The organism is Mycobacterium kyorinense (assembly GCF_002101735.1).
GTDB lineage: Bacteria > Actinomycetota > Actinomycetes > Mycobacteriales > Mycobacteriaceae > Mycobacterium > Mycobacterium kyorinense.
This window is the reverse complement of record NZ_LQPE01000164.1, coordinates 69696-88538: the sequence shown is the minus strand read 5'-3', so window position 1 is coordinate 88538 and position 18843 is coordinate 69696. Positions and strand designations below refer to the sequence as shown.

Annotated in this window: 11 protein-coding genes; 4 read left to right on the top strand and 7 right to left on the bottom strand. The window is 64.2% G+C overall.

Features of this window, described 5'->3' with window-relative positions:
- The first annotated feature begins 515 nt into the window (after window positions 1-515).
- Both AWC14_RS24730 and AWC14_RS24725 read left to right on the top strand, forming a co-directional pair.
- A complete protein-coding gene (locus tag AWC14_RS24730; RefSeq protein WP_045383504.1) occupies window positions 516-725 on the top strand; it encodes a helix-turn-helix transcriptional regulator in 210 nt (69 codons plus the stop codon).
- Window positions 722-1951 (top strand): type II toxin-antitoxin system HipA family toxin, encoded by a 1230-nt coding sequence (locus AWC14_RS24725; RefSeq protein WP_045383501.1) that lies wholly within the window; start codon window positions 722-724, stop codon window positions 1949-1951. Before AWC14_RS24730 ends, AWC14_RS24725 begins: the two co-directional genes overlap by 4 nt.
- A 19-nt stretch (window positions 1952-1970) precedes the next feature.
- Here the strand turns inward: AWC14_RS24725 and AWC14_RS24720 are convergent, their stop codons facing one another.
- The 5 genes from AWC14_RS24720 to AWC14_RS24700 all read right to left on the bottom strand — a co-directional run bounded on the left by AWC14_RS24720 (window position 1971) and on the right by AWC14_RS24700 (window position 15947).
- Window positions 1971-12356 carry a BTAD domain-containing putative transcriptional regulator gene (locus AWC14_RS24720; protein WP_052425672.1) on the bottom strand — a complete coding sequence of 3462 codons (10386 nt, stop codon included), beginning with the start codon at window positions 12354-12356 and terminating at the stop codon, window positions 1971-1973.
- A gap of 81 nt (window positions 12357-12437) precedes the next feature.
- The gene (locus AWC14_RS24715) at window positions 12438-13226 is read right to left on the bottom strand and encodes an enoyl-CoA hydratase (protein ID WP_045383530.1); all 789 of its coding nucleotides are present in this window, start codon (window positions 13224-13226) and stop codon (window positions 12438-12440) included.
- Window positions 13227-13242: 16 nt separating this feature from the next.
- The gene (locus tag AWC14_RS24710) at window positions 13243-13902 is read right to left on the bottom strand and encodes a DUF1906 domain-containing protein (RefSeq protein ID WP_142281831.1); all 660 of its coding nucleotides are present in this window, start codon (window positions 13900-13902) and stop codon (window positions 13243-13245) included.
- A gap of 114 nt (window positions 13903-14016) precedes the next feature.
- Window positions 14017-14625: a TetR/AcrR family transcriptional regulator gene (locus AWC14_RS24705; RefSeq protein ID WP_045383496.1), complete on the bottom strand. Its 609-nt coding sequence runs from the start codon at window positions 14623-14625 to the stop codon at window positions 14017-14019.
- The gene (locus AWC14_RS24700; RefSeq protein ID WP_045383493.1) at window positions 14622-15947 is read right to left on the bottom strand and encodes an aromatic ring-hydroxylating oxygenase subunit alpha; all 1326 of its coding nucleotides are present in this window, start codon (window positions 15945-15947) and stop codon (window positions 14622-14624) included. Before AWC14_RS24700 ends, AWC14_RS24705 begins: the two co-directional genes overlap by 4 nt.
- Window positions 15948-16025: 78 nt before the next feature.
- On the opposite strand from AWC14_RS24700, the gene AWC14_RS24695 reads away from it, so the two are divergent.
- Complete coding sequence (locus AWC14_RS24695) at window positions 16026-17786, top strand: N-acyl-D-amino-acid deacylase family protein (RefSeq protein WP_045383490.1); 1761 nt, start codon at window positions 16026-16028, stop codon at window positions 17784-17786.
- A 5-nt stretch (window positions 17787-17791) separates the two neighbouring features.
- Window positions 17792-18190, top strand: coding sequence for a DUF4267 domain-containing protein (locus AWC14_RS24690; RefSeq protein WP_045383488.1), 399 nt, complete (start codon window positions 17792-17794; stop codon window positions 18188-18190).
- Window positions 18191-18210: 20 nt separating this feature from the next.
- Here the strand turns inward: AWC14_RS24690 and AWC14_RS24685 are convergent, their stop codons facing one another.
- Both AWC14_RS24685 and AWC14_RS24680 read right to left on the bottom strand, forming a co-directional pair.
- Entirely contained in the window at window positions 18211-18501 is a 291-nt protein-coding gene (locus tag AWC14_RS24685; protein ID WP_045383485.1) for a HigA family addiction module antitoxin, read from the bottom strand.
- A 9-nt stretch (window positions 18502-18510) separates the two neighbouring features.
- Entirely contained in the window at window positions 18511-18792 is a 282-nt protein-coding gene (locus tag AWC14_RS24680; protein ID WP_045383484.1) for a type II toxin-antitoxin system RelE/ParE family toxin, read from the bottom strand.
- Between the last annotated feature and the right edge of the window lie 51 nt (window positions 18793-18843).

Here is an 18843-nt window from a genome sequence, read left to right as displayed (position 1 = left end):
AGCTCCGGAAACAAATCCCCGACGCCCATATCATCGAGCGTCTGAGCCGAGGGGGTCCTCCTCACATGTCATCTTTCCGCTAATCACTTCGGATTTCGTTAGTCGGTTTCGGCCGACCGTGGTCGATCAGCACTGTGACAGAAATAAACTTCTGTGGCAGAAGTAAAGTATCTGGCTTTCGCACGGTTGCCACGCAAGGAATTTCACAGTCCGCAACCATGACGTGACCGTGTCGTTATGACGAGAACTTTCGTGTCGCCTTTTGACTTGGCGTTTGACGCCGTCAAGGCCCGAGAACGAAACCACCTCCCGCTGAATGGGATTGAACCGGCACAATGCCGAACTCCAAAGAGAAGCCGCCGATGAGCGGTCTTTTGCTCGTTGAGCGTAGAAATGCAAGCATAAGGCCTTGACGAGGCGGCGAAGCCCGGGCAGCATGGCTTATGCGTGCAATTTTATTCATAAGGAGCGAAATGGCTGGCCCGAGGCGCAGGCGACTGGGTCCTGATCCGACTATGCCTGAAATTGCACGCATAGGCCGGGCGTTCGCCGATCGCCGGATCGCGTTACGTCTTACCCAGCAGACGCTGGCCGACCTCGCTGGCGTGTCCCGTTCGACCGTCCAAGCGTTAGAGCGGGGGCGCGGCTCGGTCAAATTTGCCTCAGTCATCGAAATTGCCGAAGCGTTGGGGATGCGTATCGAAATCGGTGTCGCGTCCTTATGAGCGCGTCAGGACAGCTTGACCTACGCCAGGTCGCCGAAGCCGACGTGTATCTCGGTGACGATCTCGTGGCCCACTTGGCGCGCGGGCAACGCGACACGATCAGCTTCGACTACGTTCCCGATACGCGCTCAGCCGATGCGAGCGTGCGTGACCGATCGGTGTCGTGGTCACTGCTTCGCACCGAGCGCTACCCCGTGGTCACTACGGGTGGCGCGGTTCCGGCGTTCTTCGCTGGCCTACTTCCCGAGGGTGTCCGGCTTGGTGTGGTGACCTCATCGACAAAGACCTCAGCCGACGATCACCTGACGCTGCTGTTGGCGATTGGCGCGGACACGGTCGGCAATGTCGGGGTGGTGCCGTCCGGCGCGGACCGTGTTACGCCGCTGCCGATGTTCGACCCAGAGCGCGACACCGACTTTAGGGCCGTGTTCAACAAACTCGTCGGCTCAGTTGATGCAGATCCCGTCGGATTGGCGGGAGTCCAGCCGAAGGTGAGTGCTGCGATGATTTCGGCGCCGACGCTGACTCGCTCCGGGCCGGCGATCCTCAAGCTCAATCCCGTGGAGTACCCGCTGTTGGTTGAGAATGAGCACTTCTTTATGTCGATGGCCGCTGCGTGTGGATTACGCGTCGCCGCAACGTCTTTGCTACACGATACCGCCGGTCGGAGCGCATTGCTGGTGAAACGATTCGACCGCGACGGCCTGATACGTATCGCGCAGGAAGACGCGTGCCAAGTCGCTGGTATCTACCCGGCTTCCAAATACCGCATCAAAGCCGAGACTGCCATCGGCACGCTTGCAGATGCCTGTGCCCGCGGCGGCGGATCTAGGGCGGCGGCCGCCCTGGAATTGCTCAAAACCGTTGTGTTCTCCTGGCTTATCGGCAACGGAGATTTGCACGGCAAGAATCTATCGATCTACAGTCCCGACGGCGTATGGCAGCCGACACCTGCTTACGACCTGCTGTGCACCCAGCCTTACATGCGGTGGCGTGATCCGATGGCGCTCACTCTGTATGGGCGTGCGAATCGGCTTACCCGTGCTCACTTCGTCGATGCCGGCGAACGGCTCGGCCTACGAACACGCGCTACGTCCCGCATGATCGATTCGATCGTCGACGCCGCGCAGGATTGGCCTGATCGGTGCGGCGACATCGGATTCGACGATCGGCAAACCGAGCTTCTCCAGAAGATACTGCGCAAGAGAATCGGCAGCCTTCAATAGCGGCGTAGCCGAGCTGCGCTTACGGCTGTGTTAGCGGCGGCCGATCGAGTTCGTCGAATCGTGCGAGTGCAGCATCGACGTCCTCCTCGTCGTACATCTCGCATCGGTTGATTAGGTCGCCATCGACGGTCAGAAGAATGGTTTCTCGCCACGTGGCGTCAAAGCCCTTTTGGGAGGTTCCACGCATTGTGTGCGTGGTAACCGCTCCAACATCGCTCAGCCGATGCACAGCCTCGATGTGGCCCTTGATATCCGACGCGACGTCAACGGTGGCACGCATGTACTCGACAAAGTCCCCGGGCGCAAAAGCGATCCCACGCCGGTGGTCGATGTTCACCCAATCCTTCGTCGTCGGGGGCATCTCGTGCTGGTTAAGCGCGGCGTAGCCACGGGCGATGGCCGACCACGTACGCGCGTAGACGGCCGCTTCGCCGGCGAGATACCGGGCCTCGAGCTCCTCGAAGGCGGCGTCGAGGTCGTCGATGTCGAACATGATGTGCGCCGCGAGCCGCCCCTCGGTGTCGATCTCGACGATGCTGAGCATTTCGACGCCGAAATCGCCTTGCCGCTTGTCGCGGTTCGGGGCACAGATACGGCTCAGGGCGAGGCGGTCCCCGCGGATTGCAATGGCGGTCGACGTTACGTCCACCACCGCATCGGCTAGAGCTTGAAGATTCGTCATCACGCCATCGCGTCCGTCCCAGACGCCGATGTTCACCACGCGACGGCGATCGTCGACAAAGCTGTTGTCGGCCAGTATCTCGGCCGCCGCTGGCCAATTGCGGGCCCGGCTGAGGGCAAAGAACCGATCATCTGCCCGGCTTGCCGCGTTTTCTAGACGTGTCACGTGCGCTTGCAGTTCCTCAAGACGGGCGAGGGCGGTGTCAAGCTCTGTCTCGTCGTAGACTTCGACGCGGCTCAATAGGTCGCCTTCGACTGTGACGAGGTTAATCGTCCGCCACTCGGCGTCAAAACCCTGTTGCGAGGTTCCGCGGGCAGCATGGGTGACGACGGCTCCGCGGTGGCTCAGCCGATGCACCGCCTCGATGTGGACGCGGATGTCCGGCATGACGTCCCAGATGGCGGGAAGATATGCGGCCAGATCTTCCGCCTCGGTCGTTATGGTCGTCCGATGGTCGACGAAAACCGAATCCGTTGTCATGCCGGGAAGTTCGCGCCGGTTCGACGCTGAATAGGACCGCGCGATGACCGACCACGTCTGCGCGTGGGCGGCAGCTTCGCCGGCGATGTACCGGGTTTCGAGTTCCTCGAACGCGGCATCGATGTCGTCGGGATCGTATGCGACCCGTGATTGGATCCGTTTGTCGGCGGTGGTCTCGACGACAATGAGCAGTTCGATACCAAATCCCCCAGCTTGGTGGTCTTCGGTCGAGATACACGTCCGGCAGAGGACAAGGTGTTCGCCTCGAGTCGCGATGACTGTCGCCGTACTTCTGGTGGCCCCAATCTCGGCGAAGGCTCGCATGTTCGCGATTTCGACATCCCGACCGCGCCGGATTTCGGCATTCACGACTCGTCGATGGTCATCGACGGTCGTATCGGCGGTCAGTAGCTCCGCCATGGCGGCCCAGTCGCGGGCGGCGAAATACCTCCGAAAACGCTCGTACGCTCGGCTTGCCGCGTTTTCTAGTTTTCGCGCCCGGGCTTGCAGTTGGTCAAATCGGACGAGTGCCGTGTCGAGCTCTGTCTCGTCGAATAGTTCGGAGCGGTTGATCTTGTCGCCTTCGAACGTTACCAGAACGGTCGTGCGCCACTCGGCGTCAAAACCTTGTTGTGAGGTCCCATTCACGATGTGACTGACGACGGCGCCAGAAATACTCAACCGGTGTACGGTTTCGACATAGATGCTGGATTGCGGCGAGAGCTCCCACGTCGCACGAAGGTATGCGTGGAGATCACCGTCCGCGATTGGCGCGAGTCGCCGATGATCGGTATTTATCCAGTCGAGCGTGGTCTGTGGGAGTTCGTGTCTGTTGAGCGCTTCATACGCGCGAGTGACGCGTGTCCACGTATCTGCGTACGCGCCAGCTTCGCCTGCGATGTACCGAGTTTCGAGTTCTTGGAAGGCAGCGTCGATGTCGTCGGGATCGAACACGACGATCACTGCGATCTTGTTGACGTCGTTGATCTCGACGACGCAAAGTACCTCCACGAGGGCCAGCTCGGGGCCCTGATCGCGGGTCGAGCAGGAAGCACGCGCGAGTATGAGTCGTCGTCCGCGGGTTGCAATCACGGTCGGCGTCACGTTCGTAAACCCGAGCTCGGCAGCCGCACGCATATTTGCCATCTGGCCATCGCGATCGCGTGGACCTTCTTCACCCACCACTCGACGACGATCGTCGATCGAAAAGTCCTCGGCCATGAGCTTCGCCATCGCATCCCAGTCGCGGGCAAAGTACGAATTGAGACGGTCGTACGCTTGACTGGCTGCGTTTTCCAGCCGCGGTGCCGGCCGGCTCAGCTGTTCGAACCTCGCAAGCGCCGCGTCGGTGTCTGCCTCGTCGAATACCTCAGTGCGATTGATCATGTCGCCTTCGACAATGAGAACCGCGATCCCGCGCCACTCAGCTTCGAAGCCCTCACTCGTAATCTCGTGTGCCGCGTAAGTGACGACCGCTCCGTGGCTATTCAGCCGATGCACAAGCTCGATATAAATAGTTCTGTCTTTGTCGGCGTCCAATCCGGCGCGGATGTAGGCGATCGCGTCGTCGGGCTGGAACGCGGTCTCTTTGCGGTGGTCGACGGTCACCCAGTCGGGAGTCGTCGCAGGGAGTTCGTGGCGGTTCAACGCAGCGTACGCCCCTGCAATCACCGACCATGTGTGTGCATAAGGTGTCGCCTCGCCGGCGAGGTAGCGGCCGTCGAGCTCTGCGATGGCGGCCTCAAGGTCCTCGACGTCGAATATGACGATCGCCGCGGTCCTCTCGTCGGAGTCGATCTCGGCAACATGAAGGGCCTCGGCTGCGACCTCTTCTGGTTGCTGACCGCGAACGGAGAAACGAGTGAGCGCGAGGCGCCCTCCGCGGATCGCGATGACGACCGAGGTCATCTCGGTGAATCCGACTTCGGCGGACGCCCACATGTCTTCGATCGTGGCATCTCGGCCATGCCGTATCCCCGCGTTCACGGTCCGCCGGCGATCGTCGACCAAAAGGTCTTCGGCGAACAAGTCCGCCATTGCGACCCAGTCGCGGGCAGCGAAGCACGCCGAAAAGCGTTCTGCCACTCGGCTGAACGCGCATTCGAGCCGGCGCGCCGGCCGACTGAACTGTTCGAACTTCGCGATCGCAATGTCGAGGTTGGCCTGGTCGAATAGCTCGCTGCGGCTGACTAGGTCCCCCTGGACCGTGAGAAGGAAGATATCCCGCCATTCAGCCTCGAAGCCCGCTTGTGAGATCCCATGCGCCGCATGGGTGACGACCGCCCCGAGGTTATTCAGCCGATGCACAGCCTCGATGTAGATTTTGGTGTCAGGCGAATCGTTCCATGCGGCTTGGATGTAGGCGATGAGGTCGCCAGGAGCGAATGCTGCTCCGCGACGGTGGTCGATGTTCACCCAGTCCGGCGTCTTCCTGGAGAGCTCGCGCCGGTTGAATCCGGCATATGCCTTCGCGATCACCGACCAGGTGTGCGCATGGGCGGCCGCTTCCCCGGCGAGGTAGCGGGCTTCGAGTTCCGCTACAGCGGCGTCGAAGTCGTCGAGGTCGAACACGACGATCGCCGCGATACGCCCGTCGGCTTTGATCTCGACGATGGAGAGCAACTCAGTGACAAACGCCTCGGGCCCTTGATTCAGGAACGACATGCGGGCACGCAGGAGGACGAGGCGCTCCCCGCGGGTTGCCATGACGGTCACCGTGAAGTTTGTGATCGTCAGGTCGGCGATCGCTCGCATGTCCGAGATTTGGGCATCTCGACCATGTCGGATTCCCGCGCCCACCACACCACGGCGGTCGTCACTGGAAAAATCGTCGGCCAGTATCTCCGACATGGCGTCCCAGTCGCCAGCTGCGTAGTGCGACAAAAATCGCTGGGTCACTTGGCTTGCCGCGTTCTCCAACTGCGGCGCCGGCCGACTGAGCTCTTCGAGCCTCGCAATCGCGGCGTCGACGTCTGCCTCGTCGAACAGCTCGCAGCGGTTGACCAAATTGCCTTCGAATGTGGTTAAGGCGACCTCCCGCCATTCGACATCGGATCCGTTTTGCAATGTGCCATGCGCCAAGTGGGTGACGACGGCTCCGAGGTCGGTCAGCCGATGCACGGCGAGGATGCGATTTTTGATGTCTCGGGCGAAATCCCAACCGGCACGAAGGTATGCGATCAGGCCACCCGGCGCGAACGCTGTCGCGTGCCGGTGGTCGATATTGACCCAGTCCTGGGTGTGCGCAGGGATCTCATACCGGTCGAGCGCGGCGTCGGCCGCTGTCAGCAGCGACCAAGTGCGCGGGTGGGCGGCCGCTTCACCGGCGAGATAGCGGGCGTCGAGTTCCTCAAAGGCAGCTTCGATGTTGTCGAGGTCGAATACGACGCGCGCTACGACCCGGCTTTCGGCATCGATCTCAACGATGCCGAGCACCTCGCTTTGGAACGCGTCGGGCCGTTGGTCGGGGCCCAAAAACCGGGTACGACCGAGGAAGAGACGCTCTCCCCGGATCGCGATGACGTCTGACGTCATGTTCCTAATCCCGACGTCAGCCCAGGCCCGCATATTTTCGATATCGACATCTCGGCCTAATTGGACGCCCGCGCCCACCACGCGACGACGATCGTCACTCGAAAAATCGTCAGCCGTCATCTCGGCCATCGCATCCCAATCACGCGCCGCGAAGCACGCGAGGAATCGATCGCTGGCTTTGCTTGCCGCGTTTTCCAGCTGTGGTGCCGGCCGACTGAGCTCATCGAACCGCGCGATCGCGGCGTCGAGGTCTGCCTCGTCGAAGAGCTCGCAGCGGTTGATGTTGTCGCCCTCAAACATCAGAAGAAAGACTTCGCGCCACTCAGCGTCAAAGCCTTCCTGCGAGCTGGCAGTCATGGCATTGGTTACGACCGCTCCCTGATCGCTCAGCCGATGCACAGCCTCGATGTAGATTCTGGATTCCGGCGCGACGTCCCAAGTGGCATGGATATATGGGATCATCTCGCCGGGCGCGAACGCTCTCCCTTGCCGGTGGTCGATGTTCACCCAGTCCGGCGTCGTCAACGGGAGTTCGCGTCGGCTGACCGCGTTGTAGCCCTTCGTAATTGCCGACCAGGTGTGTGCGTGGGCGGCCGCCTCACCGGCAAGGTAGCGAGCCTCGAGCTCTGCGATGGCGGAGTCAAAGTCGTCGAGATCGAACACTGCGAGGGCCGCGATCCGCTCGTCGGAGTTGATCTCGATGACGCGAAGTACTTCGTTGTAGAACGCCTCGGGCCGTTCATCACGACTCGATAAGCGGACACTAGCGAGGACGAGGCGCTCGCCACGGGTGGCAATGACTACTGGCGTGACATTCGTGGTCCCCACGTCGGCAACAGCCCGCAAGTTTGCGATCAAGGCATCCCGACCATGCCGGAGGCCGGCATTCACGACACGACGATGATCGTCGTCGGATACATCCGGGTCTATTGTGTCTGCTAGAGCTTCCCAGTCGCGGGCCGCGAAATACCGCCACAAGCGACCGTAGGCGCTGCTTGCCGCGTTTTGCAGCCGTCGCGTCTGCGGGTGCTGGTCCTCGGACCGGGCATGCAGTACGTCGAGTTCGGTGGTCGCAGCGTCGATGTCATCGACGTCGAACCACACCTGCAGCACTATCCGGCCATCTTCATCGATGCCATAAAGTAAGAGGAATTCGTCCTGCGGTGCTCCGGGGCTCACGTCGCCCGCCCCTATCACCAATCGAGAGAGCGCCAGACGCTCGCCTCGCACGGCAATTACGAGTTGGTTGACCCGCATGGGGACTTTCTCGAGAACTCGCCTGTTCACACGTGGAAACTCGCCAGCCGGGACGTCGATCTGTCCAAAACCGACTATCTTCCGGCGGCTTTCGATCAACCCATCTGGCGCGAACAGCTGCTCGAACTCGTCCCAAGCCTCACGGTTTATGGCGTCCGTTACCCGATCGCCCGCTCGCACACACGCGTTGTCGAGCTCGATAGGCAGCGGTTCGGGTTGCGCCGGGCGTCGCCCTTCGAGCCTGGCGTGCGCGGCCTCGAGTTCGGCCATTGCGGCGTCGATGTCTTCGACGTCGAACCACACGCTCAGCGCGATTCGACCCTCTTCATCGATGCCAGATACCGAGAGAAATTCGTCGTAAGGCGCCCCGGGGCTCACGTCGGTCGTGCCGATCACCACTCGAGCGAGCGCTAGGCGCTCGCCTCGCACCGCGATCACCACTTGGCTGGCCCGGACGCCGCCCATTTCGAGAACGCGCCGGTGTGGCCATTCGCCGGGCGGCAGGTCGTCTGACGTAAAGCCGACGATCTTCCGGCGACTCTCGTGGAAGGCGTCGGGTGAAAACAGCTGCTCGGCTTCGTCCCATGCCTGGTGATTAACAGCGGCAACGACGCGTTCGCCGGCTCGTACGCATGCGTTGTCCAGCTTGACGCTAGGCGCTTCAGGTGGAGCTGGTGCAACCGGCCGGACACGTTCGCCGAGAATGTGGCGCGCCTTCTCCACAAGTGCCGCAGCGTCTTTCCGCTCGTAAAGATCCGCCGCCCGCTCAGCCGCAGCGCGCGCCGCAGCATGGTCGCCTGCAGCACCCAAAACCACTGCCAGTGTCAGACATGCATCGCCGTGATCGACCAATGCGTCGGTGCGCTCCGCCAAGGCGACGGCGGCCTCGGCGACTCGTCGGGCCTCGTCGTGATCCTCGCGACGAGACAGCAGCCGCGCCCGAAGCGTCCGCCACGCGATTGACGCCTTCAGCGCGTGTCCCGCGAGCCGCTCACTCTCCGAACACAATTCGTCGGCCTCCACGTCTCGACCGAGAGCAAGGCAAGCCCGACCCAGCAACGCGGCCGTCTCCGCGGTGTCCGCGTCCAGGCCCATCCGACGAAAACCTTTGTACGCCTTGCGCAAATGCCCCTCGGCCGCAGCCGGATCGTCGACAACTAGCTCGACAATCCCGGCGAACTGCTCAACTTCCAGCAATGCATGGCGTAAACCAAGCTCAGTAACAGTGCGCCGCGCCGATTCGATCATCCGACGTGCCGCCGCAGCACGCCCGCGGAAGGCCTCCAACACCGCTTGGCACCGCGTCGACGTCGCCTCGACCGCAGGAGAGTCGGTCGTGATTCGCAGCAGCCGCACTACGTCCAGACATCGCCCGCCCGCGCGCGGAACCGGGTTGGGTCCCCACAGCGCCGCAAGCGGCGCATTCGCCAGAACGGCGTTCACCCGGCGATGTTCCTGCGCGCGCCGCGCCGCGGTCAGGGCGTCGTCCAGGGCGACTTCGCAGTCGCCGATCCGCCCGAGCCGGGCAAGGCACCCCGCCCGAACGGTGTGGGCCTTGGCTTCGCCTGCGGCATCGCCTAATTCGGCAAGCTTTTCGGCGGCGCCGGCCAATGCGACCTCGACCTCGTCCAATCGCTCGGGGTGGATCAGCATCGACAGCTGCCCGTCGAAGCACGTCGCCCACGCCGCCAGCCGGGCCGAACCATGCGTTGCCGCTTGTAGTTTCGACACTGCATCGGCCGCTGATACCACATCACCAGCTGCCAGCAGCGCTTCGCAACGCGCGACTAGCAACTCTGCGACCTGATCGTCGCGGTCAGGCAGCTCGTCGTCAATCTCCTCCAGCGCGTGCAAGGCCCGGTCGTAAAGGTCGGCCGCACCTTCATAGGCCAGCCGTGCCATCGCCTGATCGGCCGCCCGCCGAGAGTATTCGACGGCCTTGGCCGCGTTGCCCGCCCACGCACATTCGAAATAGTGATACGCCAGTTCGGCCAGCAGCTCGTCGTCTGCGCCGGGCTGGGTCTCCAACGCCGCGGCTATGCGTTGATGTAGTCGCATGCGCCGCACCGACGCCAGCTCGGCCAGCAGCGACTGTCGGACGATGGCGTGGTTGAACCGGTATCGGCCGCCGGGCTCTTCGATGACGATGCCCGCATGGCACGCCTCGTCGAAGGCGTCCACCAAGTCCTGCTCGACCACCCGCTCGACAAGATCGAGGGAGAACCTGCTCCCGACGACCGCCGCCGCCGCAAGCGCCTTGTTCGTCTCCGCCGGAAGCCGAGAAAGCCTACGGCTCACCGCTTCCCGCACACCTTGCGGCAACGTGCTCGGATCCCACACCCCGCCGCTTTCGTCCACATGCCGTAGCGCCTCGATGAGGAAGAACGGATTCCCACCGGTGACCGACGCCAACGCCCGGGCGAGCTTTTCGTCGTCGTAGCCCGCCTCGGCGACATACGTGGTCACGTCATCCTCGTCGAGGCCGCCGAGCGCAAGACGATTGGCGGTGCTGTCGCGGTGTAGGTCGGCAAGCATCGCCGCCAACGGATGCGAGCGGTCGAGGTCGGTGCTGCGGTACGTGCCGACGACCTGCACGCGCGCGTGCTCGCCAAAACGCAGCAGATGGCGCAACAACAGCAGTGTCGGCTTGGCCGCCCAGTGCAGGTCGTCGAGGATCAGCACGACGGGCGCGCTCGCCGAAGCGAGTTCCAACAGTGCGACGACGGCGTCGAACAGTGCGTAGCGTTCGGTGTCCGGGTCGGCGCGCGGCGGCGCCGTGAGATCGGGCAGCACATCGGTCAGCCCCGGAACCAGGGCAAGCAGTGCTTCGACGCCGCGCAGCCCCCGCAACCCACTGGCGCCGAGGCACGGCACGAGCGCGCGCAGGGCCTCGGCGAAGGGCTGATACGGCGCACCGAGATCCTCGTCGCAACGGCCGTACAGCACGACCGCGCCTTGCTGGTAGGCCTGCCGCGACCATTCGCCGGCCAACCGCGTCTTGCCTACACCCGGCTCGCCGGCGATCAGCACCGCATGCATGCCACCCCCGAGCACCGTTTGCCACGCGGACACGAGTCGTTCGAGCTCAGGGCCGCGCCCGACGAACGGCCCGGGCCCCGTCAATACCGTTGGGAGGCTGGGTCTCTCGAGAGGAACATCGCTTGTCTCCGCTGGCGCCTCGGCGGTTTCGAGCCGCAGCTCGAAAACATGCTCCGGGCGCGCCAGGTTTTTGAGCTGACGCACCCCAAGGTCGGCCAGCACGACATCGTCGGGCAGCGAGTCGATGACGAGCTCGGCGGTCGCACCCGAACACAGGATCTGCCCGCCCGTCGCCAGCGAGCGCAGGCGCGCGGCACGGTTGACCGCCCGACCGAAGTAGTCGCCGTCGCGTAGCTCGGCTTCGCCGGTGTGCAAGGCGACACGAATGCGCATCGGCTCGCGAAGTGCCCACGGCTCGTGAACGATTGCGTCCTGCAGCTCGATTGCCGCAGCGGCCGCCGCCGACGGCCGCTCGAAGACCGAGAACGTGGCATCGCCCTCTCCGCGCGTCTTGATCAGCCTTCCGCCGCGCGACGTGACGACCTGTTCGACGAGCTCGTCGTGGCGGGCGAGCGCCACCGCCATCGCATCGGCGTCGGTCTCCCAGGCGACGGTCGACCCTTCGATGTCGGTCAGCAGAAATGTCACGGCACGCGTCACCGACGAAACGTGCTGTGCCACAGGCATATCCAATGCGGCGTCCTGGGCGACGATCGCGGCCTCGAGCCGGCGAAGCTCCGGCCCGGGATCGACACCCAGCTCCTCGGCGAGCAGCGACCGTGCCCGCTGATACGCGCCCAGGGCTTCGCCCTGTCGGCCGGCGCGATAAAGCGCGAGCATCAGCTGGCCCCACCGCCGTTCGCGCAGTGGCGCTTCGGCGACCGCTGCCTCGAGCTCGCCCACGATCTCCGCCGCCCGGCCCGTCGCCAGCAGCGCATCGGCGCGATCCTCGACCAGCGCGGCATGGCCCTCGATCCAGCGTGTCTTCTCCGCTATTCCGCGGCGGCTATCGGGCAGTTCGGGGGTTCCGCGCCAGAGGGCCAGCGCCTCCTCGAAGGCGACCGCGGCTTGGGTGATGTCGCCTGCGGCCGCGGCGTCTCGGGCCATCTTGGCGACCCGCTTGTAGCGTGAGGCATCGGTCTCGGCCACATTGAGGATCCAGCCCATTCCTTGCGTCACAACGAAGCCATCGCCCAGCGTGCGACGCAGCGCAGAGATGTGGGTCTGGAGCGCCTTGGCGGCGGTGCGCGGGGGGTCGTCGCCCCATAGAAGTTCGACCAGCGTTTCGGTCGACACCACCGAACCGCCGTGCAGCCCGAGCATCGTGAGGATGGCGCGCGGTTTGGCGCCCGGGATCGTGACCGGGGCGCCGTCTCGCCGGACCTGGAGAGGCCCCAAAACCCCCAGCTCCACCGCATGAAGCGTACTCACTTAACGATCGTCGGTGAGGCGATTCAACACACGGTCAAGATCGAGTAAAGGTGTCCTGACCCGCTAACGCCGACGCCACGTCGCCGGCCGCTTTTCGAGGAACGCGCACATGCCCTCCTGAGCATCGTCGGCGCCGGCATTCATTGCCATGACGGCCTTCGTCAGGTCGTAGGCCCGGTGCTCGTCGAGCTCGATCTGTGCGTAGAACGTTTCCTTGCCGAGCCCCACGGTCAGCGGGCTGGAAGCCACGATGGCGTCGACGATGGCGCCCAGTTCTTCTTCGAGCGCTTCGGCCGGGACGACCCGGTTCACCAGGCCCCAATCGAGCGCGGTCTCAGCGGTAATCGGCTGCCCGGTAAGCAACATCTCCAGCGCACGTTTGCGGCCGATTGCCCGCGACAACGGCACCATCGGAGTCGAACAGAACAGACCGATCTTGACTCCCGGGGTGGCGAAACGGGCGCCGTGCGCAGCCAGCGCGAGGTCGCAGGCCGCGACCAGCTGACATCCCGCCGCGGTCGCCATTCCCTCCACCTTGGCGATCACCGGTTGGGGCAGACGGTGAATCGTTTCCATGAGCTCGGTGCAAACGTCAAACAGTCGTTGGTAGAACGGCACGTCCTGCCCGACCATCTCCGCCAAGTCATGGCCCGCGGAGAACGCCGGGCCGACCGCGTCGACCACGATCACCCGCACAGCCGGATCGACGCCGAGCCGGTGCAGGGTGGCCATCAGCTCTTCCATGAGCTCGAGGCTCAGCGCGTTGCGTTTCTCCGGCCGATTGAGGGTCAGGCGGGCCACCGGGCCGTCCACGCGCATCAGGACGGGCGCGTCCGCCGCGAGCCTGCTCATGCAGGCGAGCATACGACTAACGATGCAAGTCCCACTGCCCGAAATCGGCCGCGAGGACCTCGTCCACGTCCACGTGCGTACCGCCCACGAGCACGCCCGGGTTCGACGGGGTATTGACCACAACCTGATATAGCACCGCGGCAGGCTCGCGCTGACCGGCAGACCACCCGATCGTCTGCCACGCCCACCGGTGGCCTGCTGTGGTCGAGTGTCCTATTACGTTGTCTTTGATCGCCCATCCGCAGGCTCGCGAATGCCCGTAGATGCCTGTGCGCTCCACTCCCAGCACCGAGTTGATTCCTCGAAACCAGTTGACAGCAACGGAATTCCAGGTGGCAAGGTCGATATCCTCGTCGATGCTGAAGAAGATCGGCGCCGAATTCGGACCCCCGGCAGCAGCATGCAGTCGCATTGCTGTCTGAGCGTCGGCCACACCGCCGTCGTGCCCCCTGGTGAAGTCCGACGGGGTAGGCCAGCCGGGCTTGCCGTACTGATAGCAGCTGACGATTTGCAGACCCGCGGCGCGTAGCCCATCCGCGTACTCGCGGGTGACGGGCTTGAAATCGAAGTCTGCGCCCGGCCGCGATTCGGCCACATAGACCAATGCCCCGTCGAAGCCAGCCGCCTTGATCTGGTCCGGTGCGACGATGTGCTCCGAAAAATCGATCAGCCGCATGGTGGCGGCCGACGCCTTCGGAGCATTGACCGGCAGGCTCAATAGAACCGGTGCGGCGCAAGCGCATTTGAGGACGTCGCGCCTCGAAACAGACACGGCGCGATGGTAACAAAATCAGGTCCGCAACGTACTCAGTAATGCACCCAGCCCGTATTCGAAAACCGCGTCGTAGTCGGTCGGGGATTGCAGCGCTTCGACGAGCTCTCGATCGGGCCAGTCGTCAGACCACAGCGAGGGGTCCTCCTCCTCGTGCTTGGGACCGCGCACGGCCGAGAACTGCATCACCGCAGAGGAAATGACGTGCACCTGCACCGCTCTCAGAACCAGCGCTGCGTCCGTTCCTCTCACACCCAGCTCCGCCAACAGCCCAGCCAATGTCTTTTGAATCGGCAGGAACAGCTGCGGAGTCCGGTCTTGTTCATGGGCGATCCGCAGAAGGTGCTGTCGATCGATCAGCGCCCTTCGTTGCGAACGGGCAAGGGAAGCAATGCGATCGACGGGGGAGTCGCCCTCGATGGGCAGGTTCGCCATCTGGCTCAGCAAGCGGTCGACCAGGCTGTCGAAGAGTTTGTCGCGGCCCCCGACATGCCAGTAGATCGAGGTGACCGCAACTCCGAGTTGCTGCGCGAGACCGCGCATGCTGAATGCCTCCACGCCGTCCAGCTCGATCAGGCGGGCCGCGGTGTCGAGGATTACGTCAGCGGTGACTGCTCGGGGTGTCACGCGGGTTCGCCCCCGGTGATGCGGTCGGATTCCGGGAGGTCGAGATAGCGCTCGAGGTTGCGGTGCATGTTGATTACCCGACGTTCCTCGTTGGACAGCACCAAGTGCGTGAAGCCCGGCTGGTGCAGGCCGCGCTGAAGTCCGGCCAACACCGCGACGTCTTGGGTCATCACCAAACCCGGCTCGGCCTCGCCCGCCGCCATCCGAACGTCGACGGGCTTGCTTCGCGGAGCGCCGGGCGGCATCCGTGTCCACAGCATCATCACCATTGCGCCATGGGCGGGATCCGGTCCCGGCAGCGCCGTCATCACCGTCAGATGATCGGCGTTGGTCAGCAGCGTCATGTTCGGAAAGACGTTGTACTGGTGCAGCCGCATCACCTGATCGGTAGTGGCCCAACTCAGGTCGACGCCGCGCCCGGTAGCGAAAGTCCTTGTGCGCTCGGCGATCACGTCGGTCACCGACTGCCCGGGTTTGAGCTCGTCGCTCGGGAACGGAGTGCCTTCCGCAACACCCATCAACGCGCCCTGGGTGGTGACATACGCGTCCCACACATCCTCGTCGGTCAGCGATTGTTTGAGATGCGGGCTCGGTACACCGTAAAACTGCTCGGACTTGCCGGTGTGACCCCAAATCACCTGCGGCGCATGGACGTCGTCGACGCAGCGGTGCAGCTCGGGGTGCAAGGTCCGGATGTGGTAGGTCTCGCTGAAGCCGTCGGCGATCGTCTTCCAATTCGCGTCGACGTCGATGGTCATGGTGGCGTAGCAGCGGAAGTCGCCGAGCCCGCACCACGCGATGTCGCCCGGCACCGCCTCCAGGTAGTCGGTCAACGGCATCGCGTCGACGTCGAGGTTGACGAACACCAGTCGCTCCCACGTGTCGACGCGCGCCGCGATCAGTGGGAACTCCGACATCTGCAGTGCGCCGAACCCCTTGCGGTTCGGCACGCGCTTGAGCGTGCCACCCAGGTCCCATGTCCAGCCGTGGTAGCCGCAGCGCAGTTCCCGCAGGTCCGAACCAGCGCCGACGCACAGCGAGTTGCCGCGGTGGCGGCAGACGTTCTGGAATGCGCGAAGCTCCCCGTCGTCGCCGCGGACAACGAGCACGGAGTAAGGGCCGCAACGGTATTCGAAGTAGTCGCCGGGTTCGGCGACGTGGTCCACCGTGCAGGCGACCTGCCACACCTTCGGCCACATCCGCTCCGTCTCGAGCTGCGCGAAGGCCGGCGAGTAGTACCGCTCAGCCGGCACCCTGGTGGGCCGCCTCGGCGGCGGGCCAATCGCGTCCTCCCGCCGGGCACGGGTTGCTTGTGTCGTCATCGAAGCCCTCCCGCAGCGTCTGTAACGGTGTTACATTGCTCACTGTAGCGGCTGGCGGGGGCAGACAAGGGAGTAATCGTGTTCGACCTCAAGATCACTGGCGGCACCGTCGTGGACGGCACCGGGGCAGAGCGGTTCGACGCCGACGTGGCGGTCAAGGACGGCAAAATCGTCGAAGTTCGCCGCCGCGGGCCGGGCGACCCGCCGTTGCAGGGCGAGGCCGCCGAGACCATCGACGCCACCGGCAAGATCGTCGCGCCGGGGTTCGTCGACATCCACACCCACTACGACGGTCAGGTCAGCTGGGACGACCTTCTGGAACCCTCCAGCACGCACGGCGTGACCACCGTCGTCATGGGCAACTGCGGTGTCGGGTTCGCGCCGGTGCAGCCCGGGCGTGAGCAATGGCTCATCGAGCTGATGGAGGGCGTCGAAGACATTCCGGGAACCGCGCTGTCCGAAGGCATTACGTGGGGCTGGGAAAGCTACGCGGAATACCTCGACGTGATCGGCAAACGGGAGCTTGCCGTCGACGTCGGAAGCCAGATCGCGCACGGGACCGTCCGCGCGTATGTGATGGGGGAGCGCGGCGCCCGCAACGAACCCGCAACCCCGGAGGACATCGCGGCAATGAGCCGGCTCGTGCAGGAAGCGGTGGAGGCCGGCGCACTGGGATTCTCGTCGTCGCGCACGCTTGCCCATCGCGCGATGGACGGCGAACCCGTCCCCGGAACGTTCGCCGCCGAAGAGGAGCTGTTCGCCCTCGGCCGTGCGATGGCGGCCGGCGGCGGGGCGGTGTTCGAGCTCGCTCCCCAGGGCGCGGCGGGGGAGGACATTGTGGCGCCGAAGAAGGAAATGGAATGGATGCGACGCCTGGGCGCCGAGATCGACGTGGCGTTGAGTTTTGCGCTGATCCAAGTCGACGCCGACCCTAACCTGTGGCGCGAGCAGCTCGACATCTCGGCGGCCGCCCACGACGAGGGCAGTCGCCTGCATCCGCAGATCGCGGCGCGCCCGTTCGGGATGCTGCTCGGGTTTCCCGGTCACCACGCCTTCAGCCATCGCCCGACGTATCAGCGGTTGAAGGCCGAGTGCAGCCGTGAAGAGCTCGCCGCGCGGCTGGCCGAACCCGCGGTGCGCGCCGCCATCTTGAGCGAGGATGACATACCGCCCGACCCAAATGTGTTGTTCGACGCCATGTTTGCCTTCGCGCAGCACTCGGTCGACCGGCTCTATCCGCTCGGCGAGCCACCCGACTACGAGCCGACGCCCGACCGGACCGTCGCCGCGATCGCCCGGCACCGCGGTGAGGATCCGCTCGTCACGATGTACGACCTGATGCTGGAGGCCGACGCCGGCGCCATGCTGATGCTGCCACTGTTCAACTACGCCGACGGCAACCATGACGCGATCCGCGAGATGCTGACCCACCCCGCCGGTGTCCTGGGGTTGTCCGACGGGGGCGCGCACTGCAGCATGATCTGCGACGCGTCGTATCCCACCTTCCTGCTGACGCACTGGGCGCGCGATCGTCGACGCGGGGAGAAGCTGCCGCTGGAGTACGTCATTCGCAAGCAGTCTCACGACACGGCACAACTGTTCGGGCTCTCCGATCGCGGGGTGATCGAGATCGGAAAGAAGGCCGACCTCAACGTGATCGACATGGATGCGCTGACGCTGCATGCGCCGCGGATGGCCTATGACTTGCCGGCCGGCGGTCACCGGTTGATGCAGGGTGCGTCGGGCTACAGCGCCACGATTGTCAACGGGTTGGTGACGCGCCGCGACGGCGTCGACACCGGCGCGCGCCCCGGCCGGTTGGTGCGCGGGGCGCGTTGAGTCGCATGGCGATCGATCGGGCCGCGCTGGTTGCGGGCAGCATCCGATTCGCTTCCGGCGTGCATTTTCTCGTCGATCCGCTCAGGGCAAACCGGCTCTGGGGCGATCCGGAGGTACCGACGCCGACGGCGCAGTTGCTGTTGCGGTCGATGGGTTACCGCGACGCCTTGATCGGCGGGATGCTGGCGACGGCCGCGCTGCGCGGCAAGAACACCCGCGGCTGGTTCCTGGCGTCCAGCGGTGCCGACGCCGCCGACCTGCTCGGCGGGCTGAGTGTTCATCGCGAGATGAAGCACTCACAGCTCGTCGGTCTGGGCGGCGCGGTGATCGGCATCGCCGTCGGGCTCTGGGGCGCGACGCGGCGGACCGCAATGTCAGACGAGGCGCCACATTCGTCGTCGTAGGGGCGCATCTACTTCTTCCGCTAGCCGACGTCCTTCAAGACTTGCACTCGACTCAGATCGGAAGTCTCGCGGGCAATCTCGATCTCGTAGTGCTTTTGCAGGTTCAGCCAGAACGTGTCGGACTGGCCGAACAGTTTTCCGAGGCGGAGCGACGTGTCCGGGGTGATAGCTCGTTCGCCCTTGATGATTTGGTTGACGCGCCGCGGGGGCACGTCAAGAAGCTCTGCCAGTTTCCGCTGTGAGAGGCCCAGCTCGGCGAGATATTGATCGGCGAGGATATGCCCAGGGTGGATTGGTGGAATGTCTCTCAAGTTGTCCTCCTAGTGGTAGTCGGTGATCTCCACCTGTTCCGGTCCTGCCGGCGTCCAGATGAAGCAGATGCGGTATTGGTCATTTATCCGGATGCTGTGTTGGCCTTTGCGGTTGCCGGCGAGCAGTTCGAGGCGGTTTCCCGGTGGCACCCTGAGGTCGTTCAGGACGTTCGCCGCATTGACCATCAGCAGTTTCTCTAATGCTCGCTTGGCGAGGTCAGGACCGAACTTGGCGATCCGGCGTCCGTGGAACAGTCTCTCGGTGTCTTTGTCGCCGAACGACTGGATCACTGCATGATTGTAACCCGTAACGTTACAGGATACACAACGTTTATTTCTATT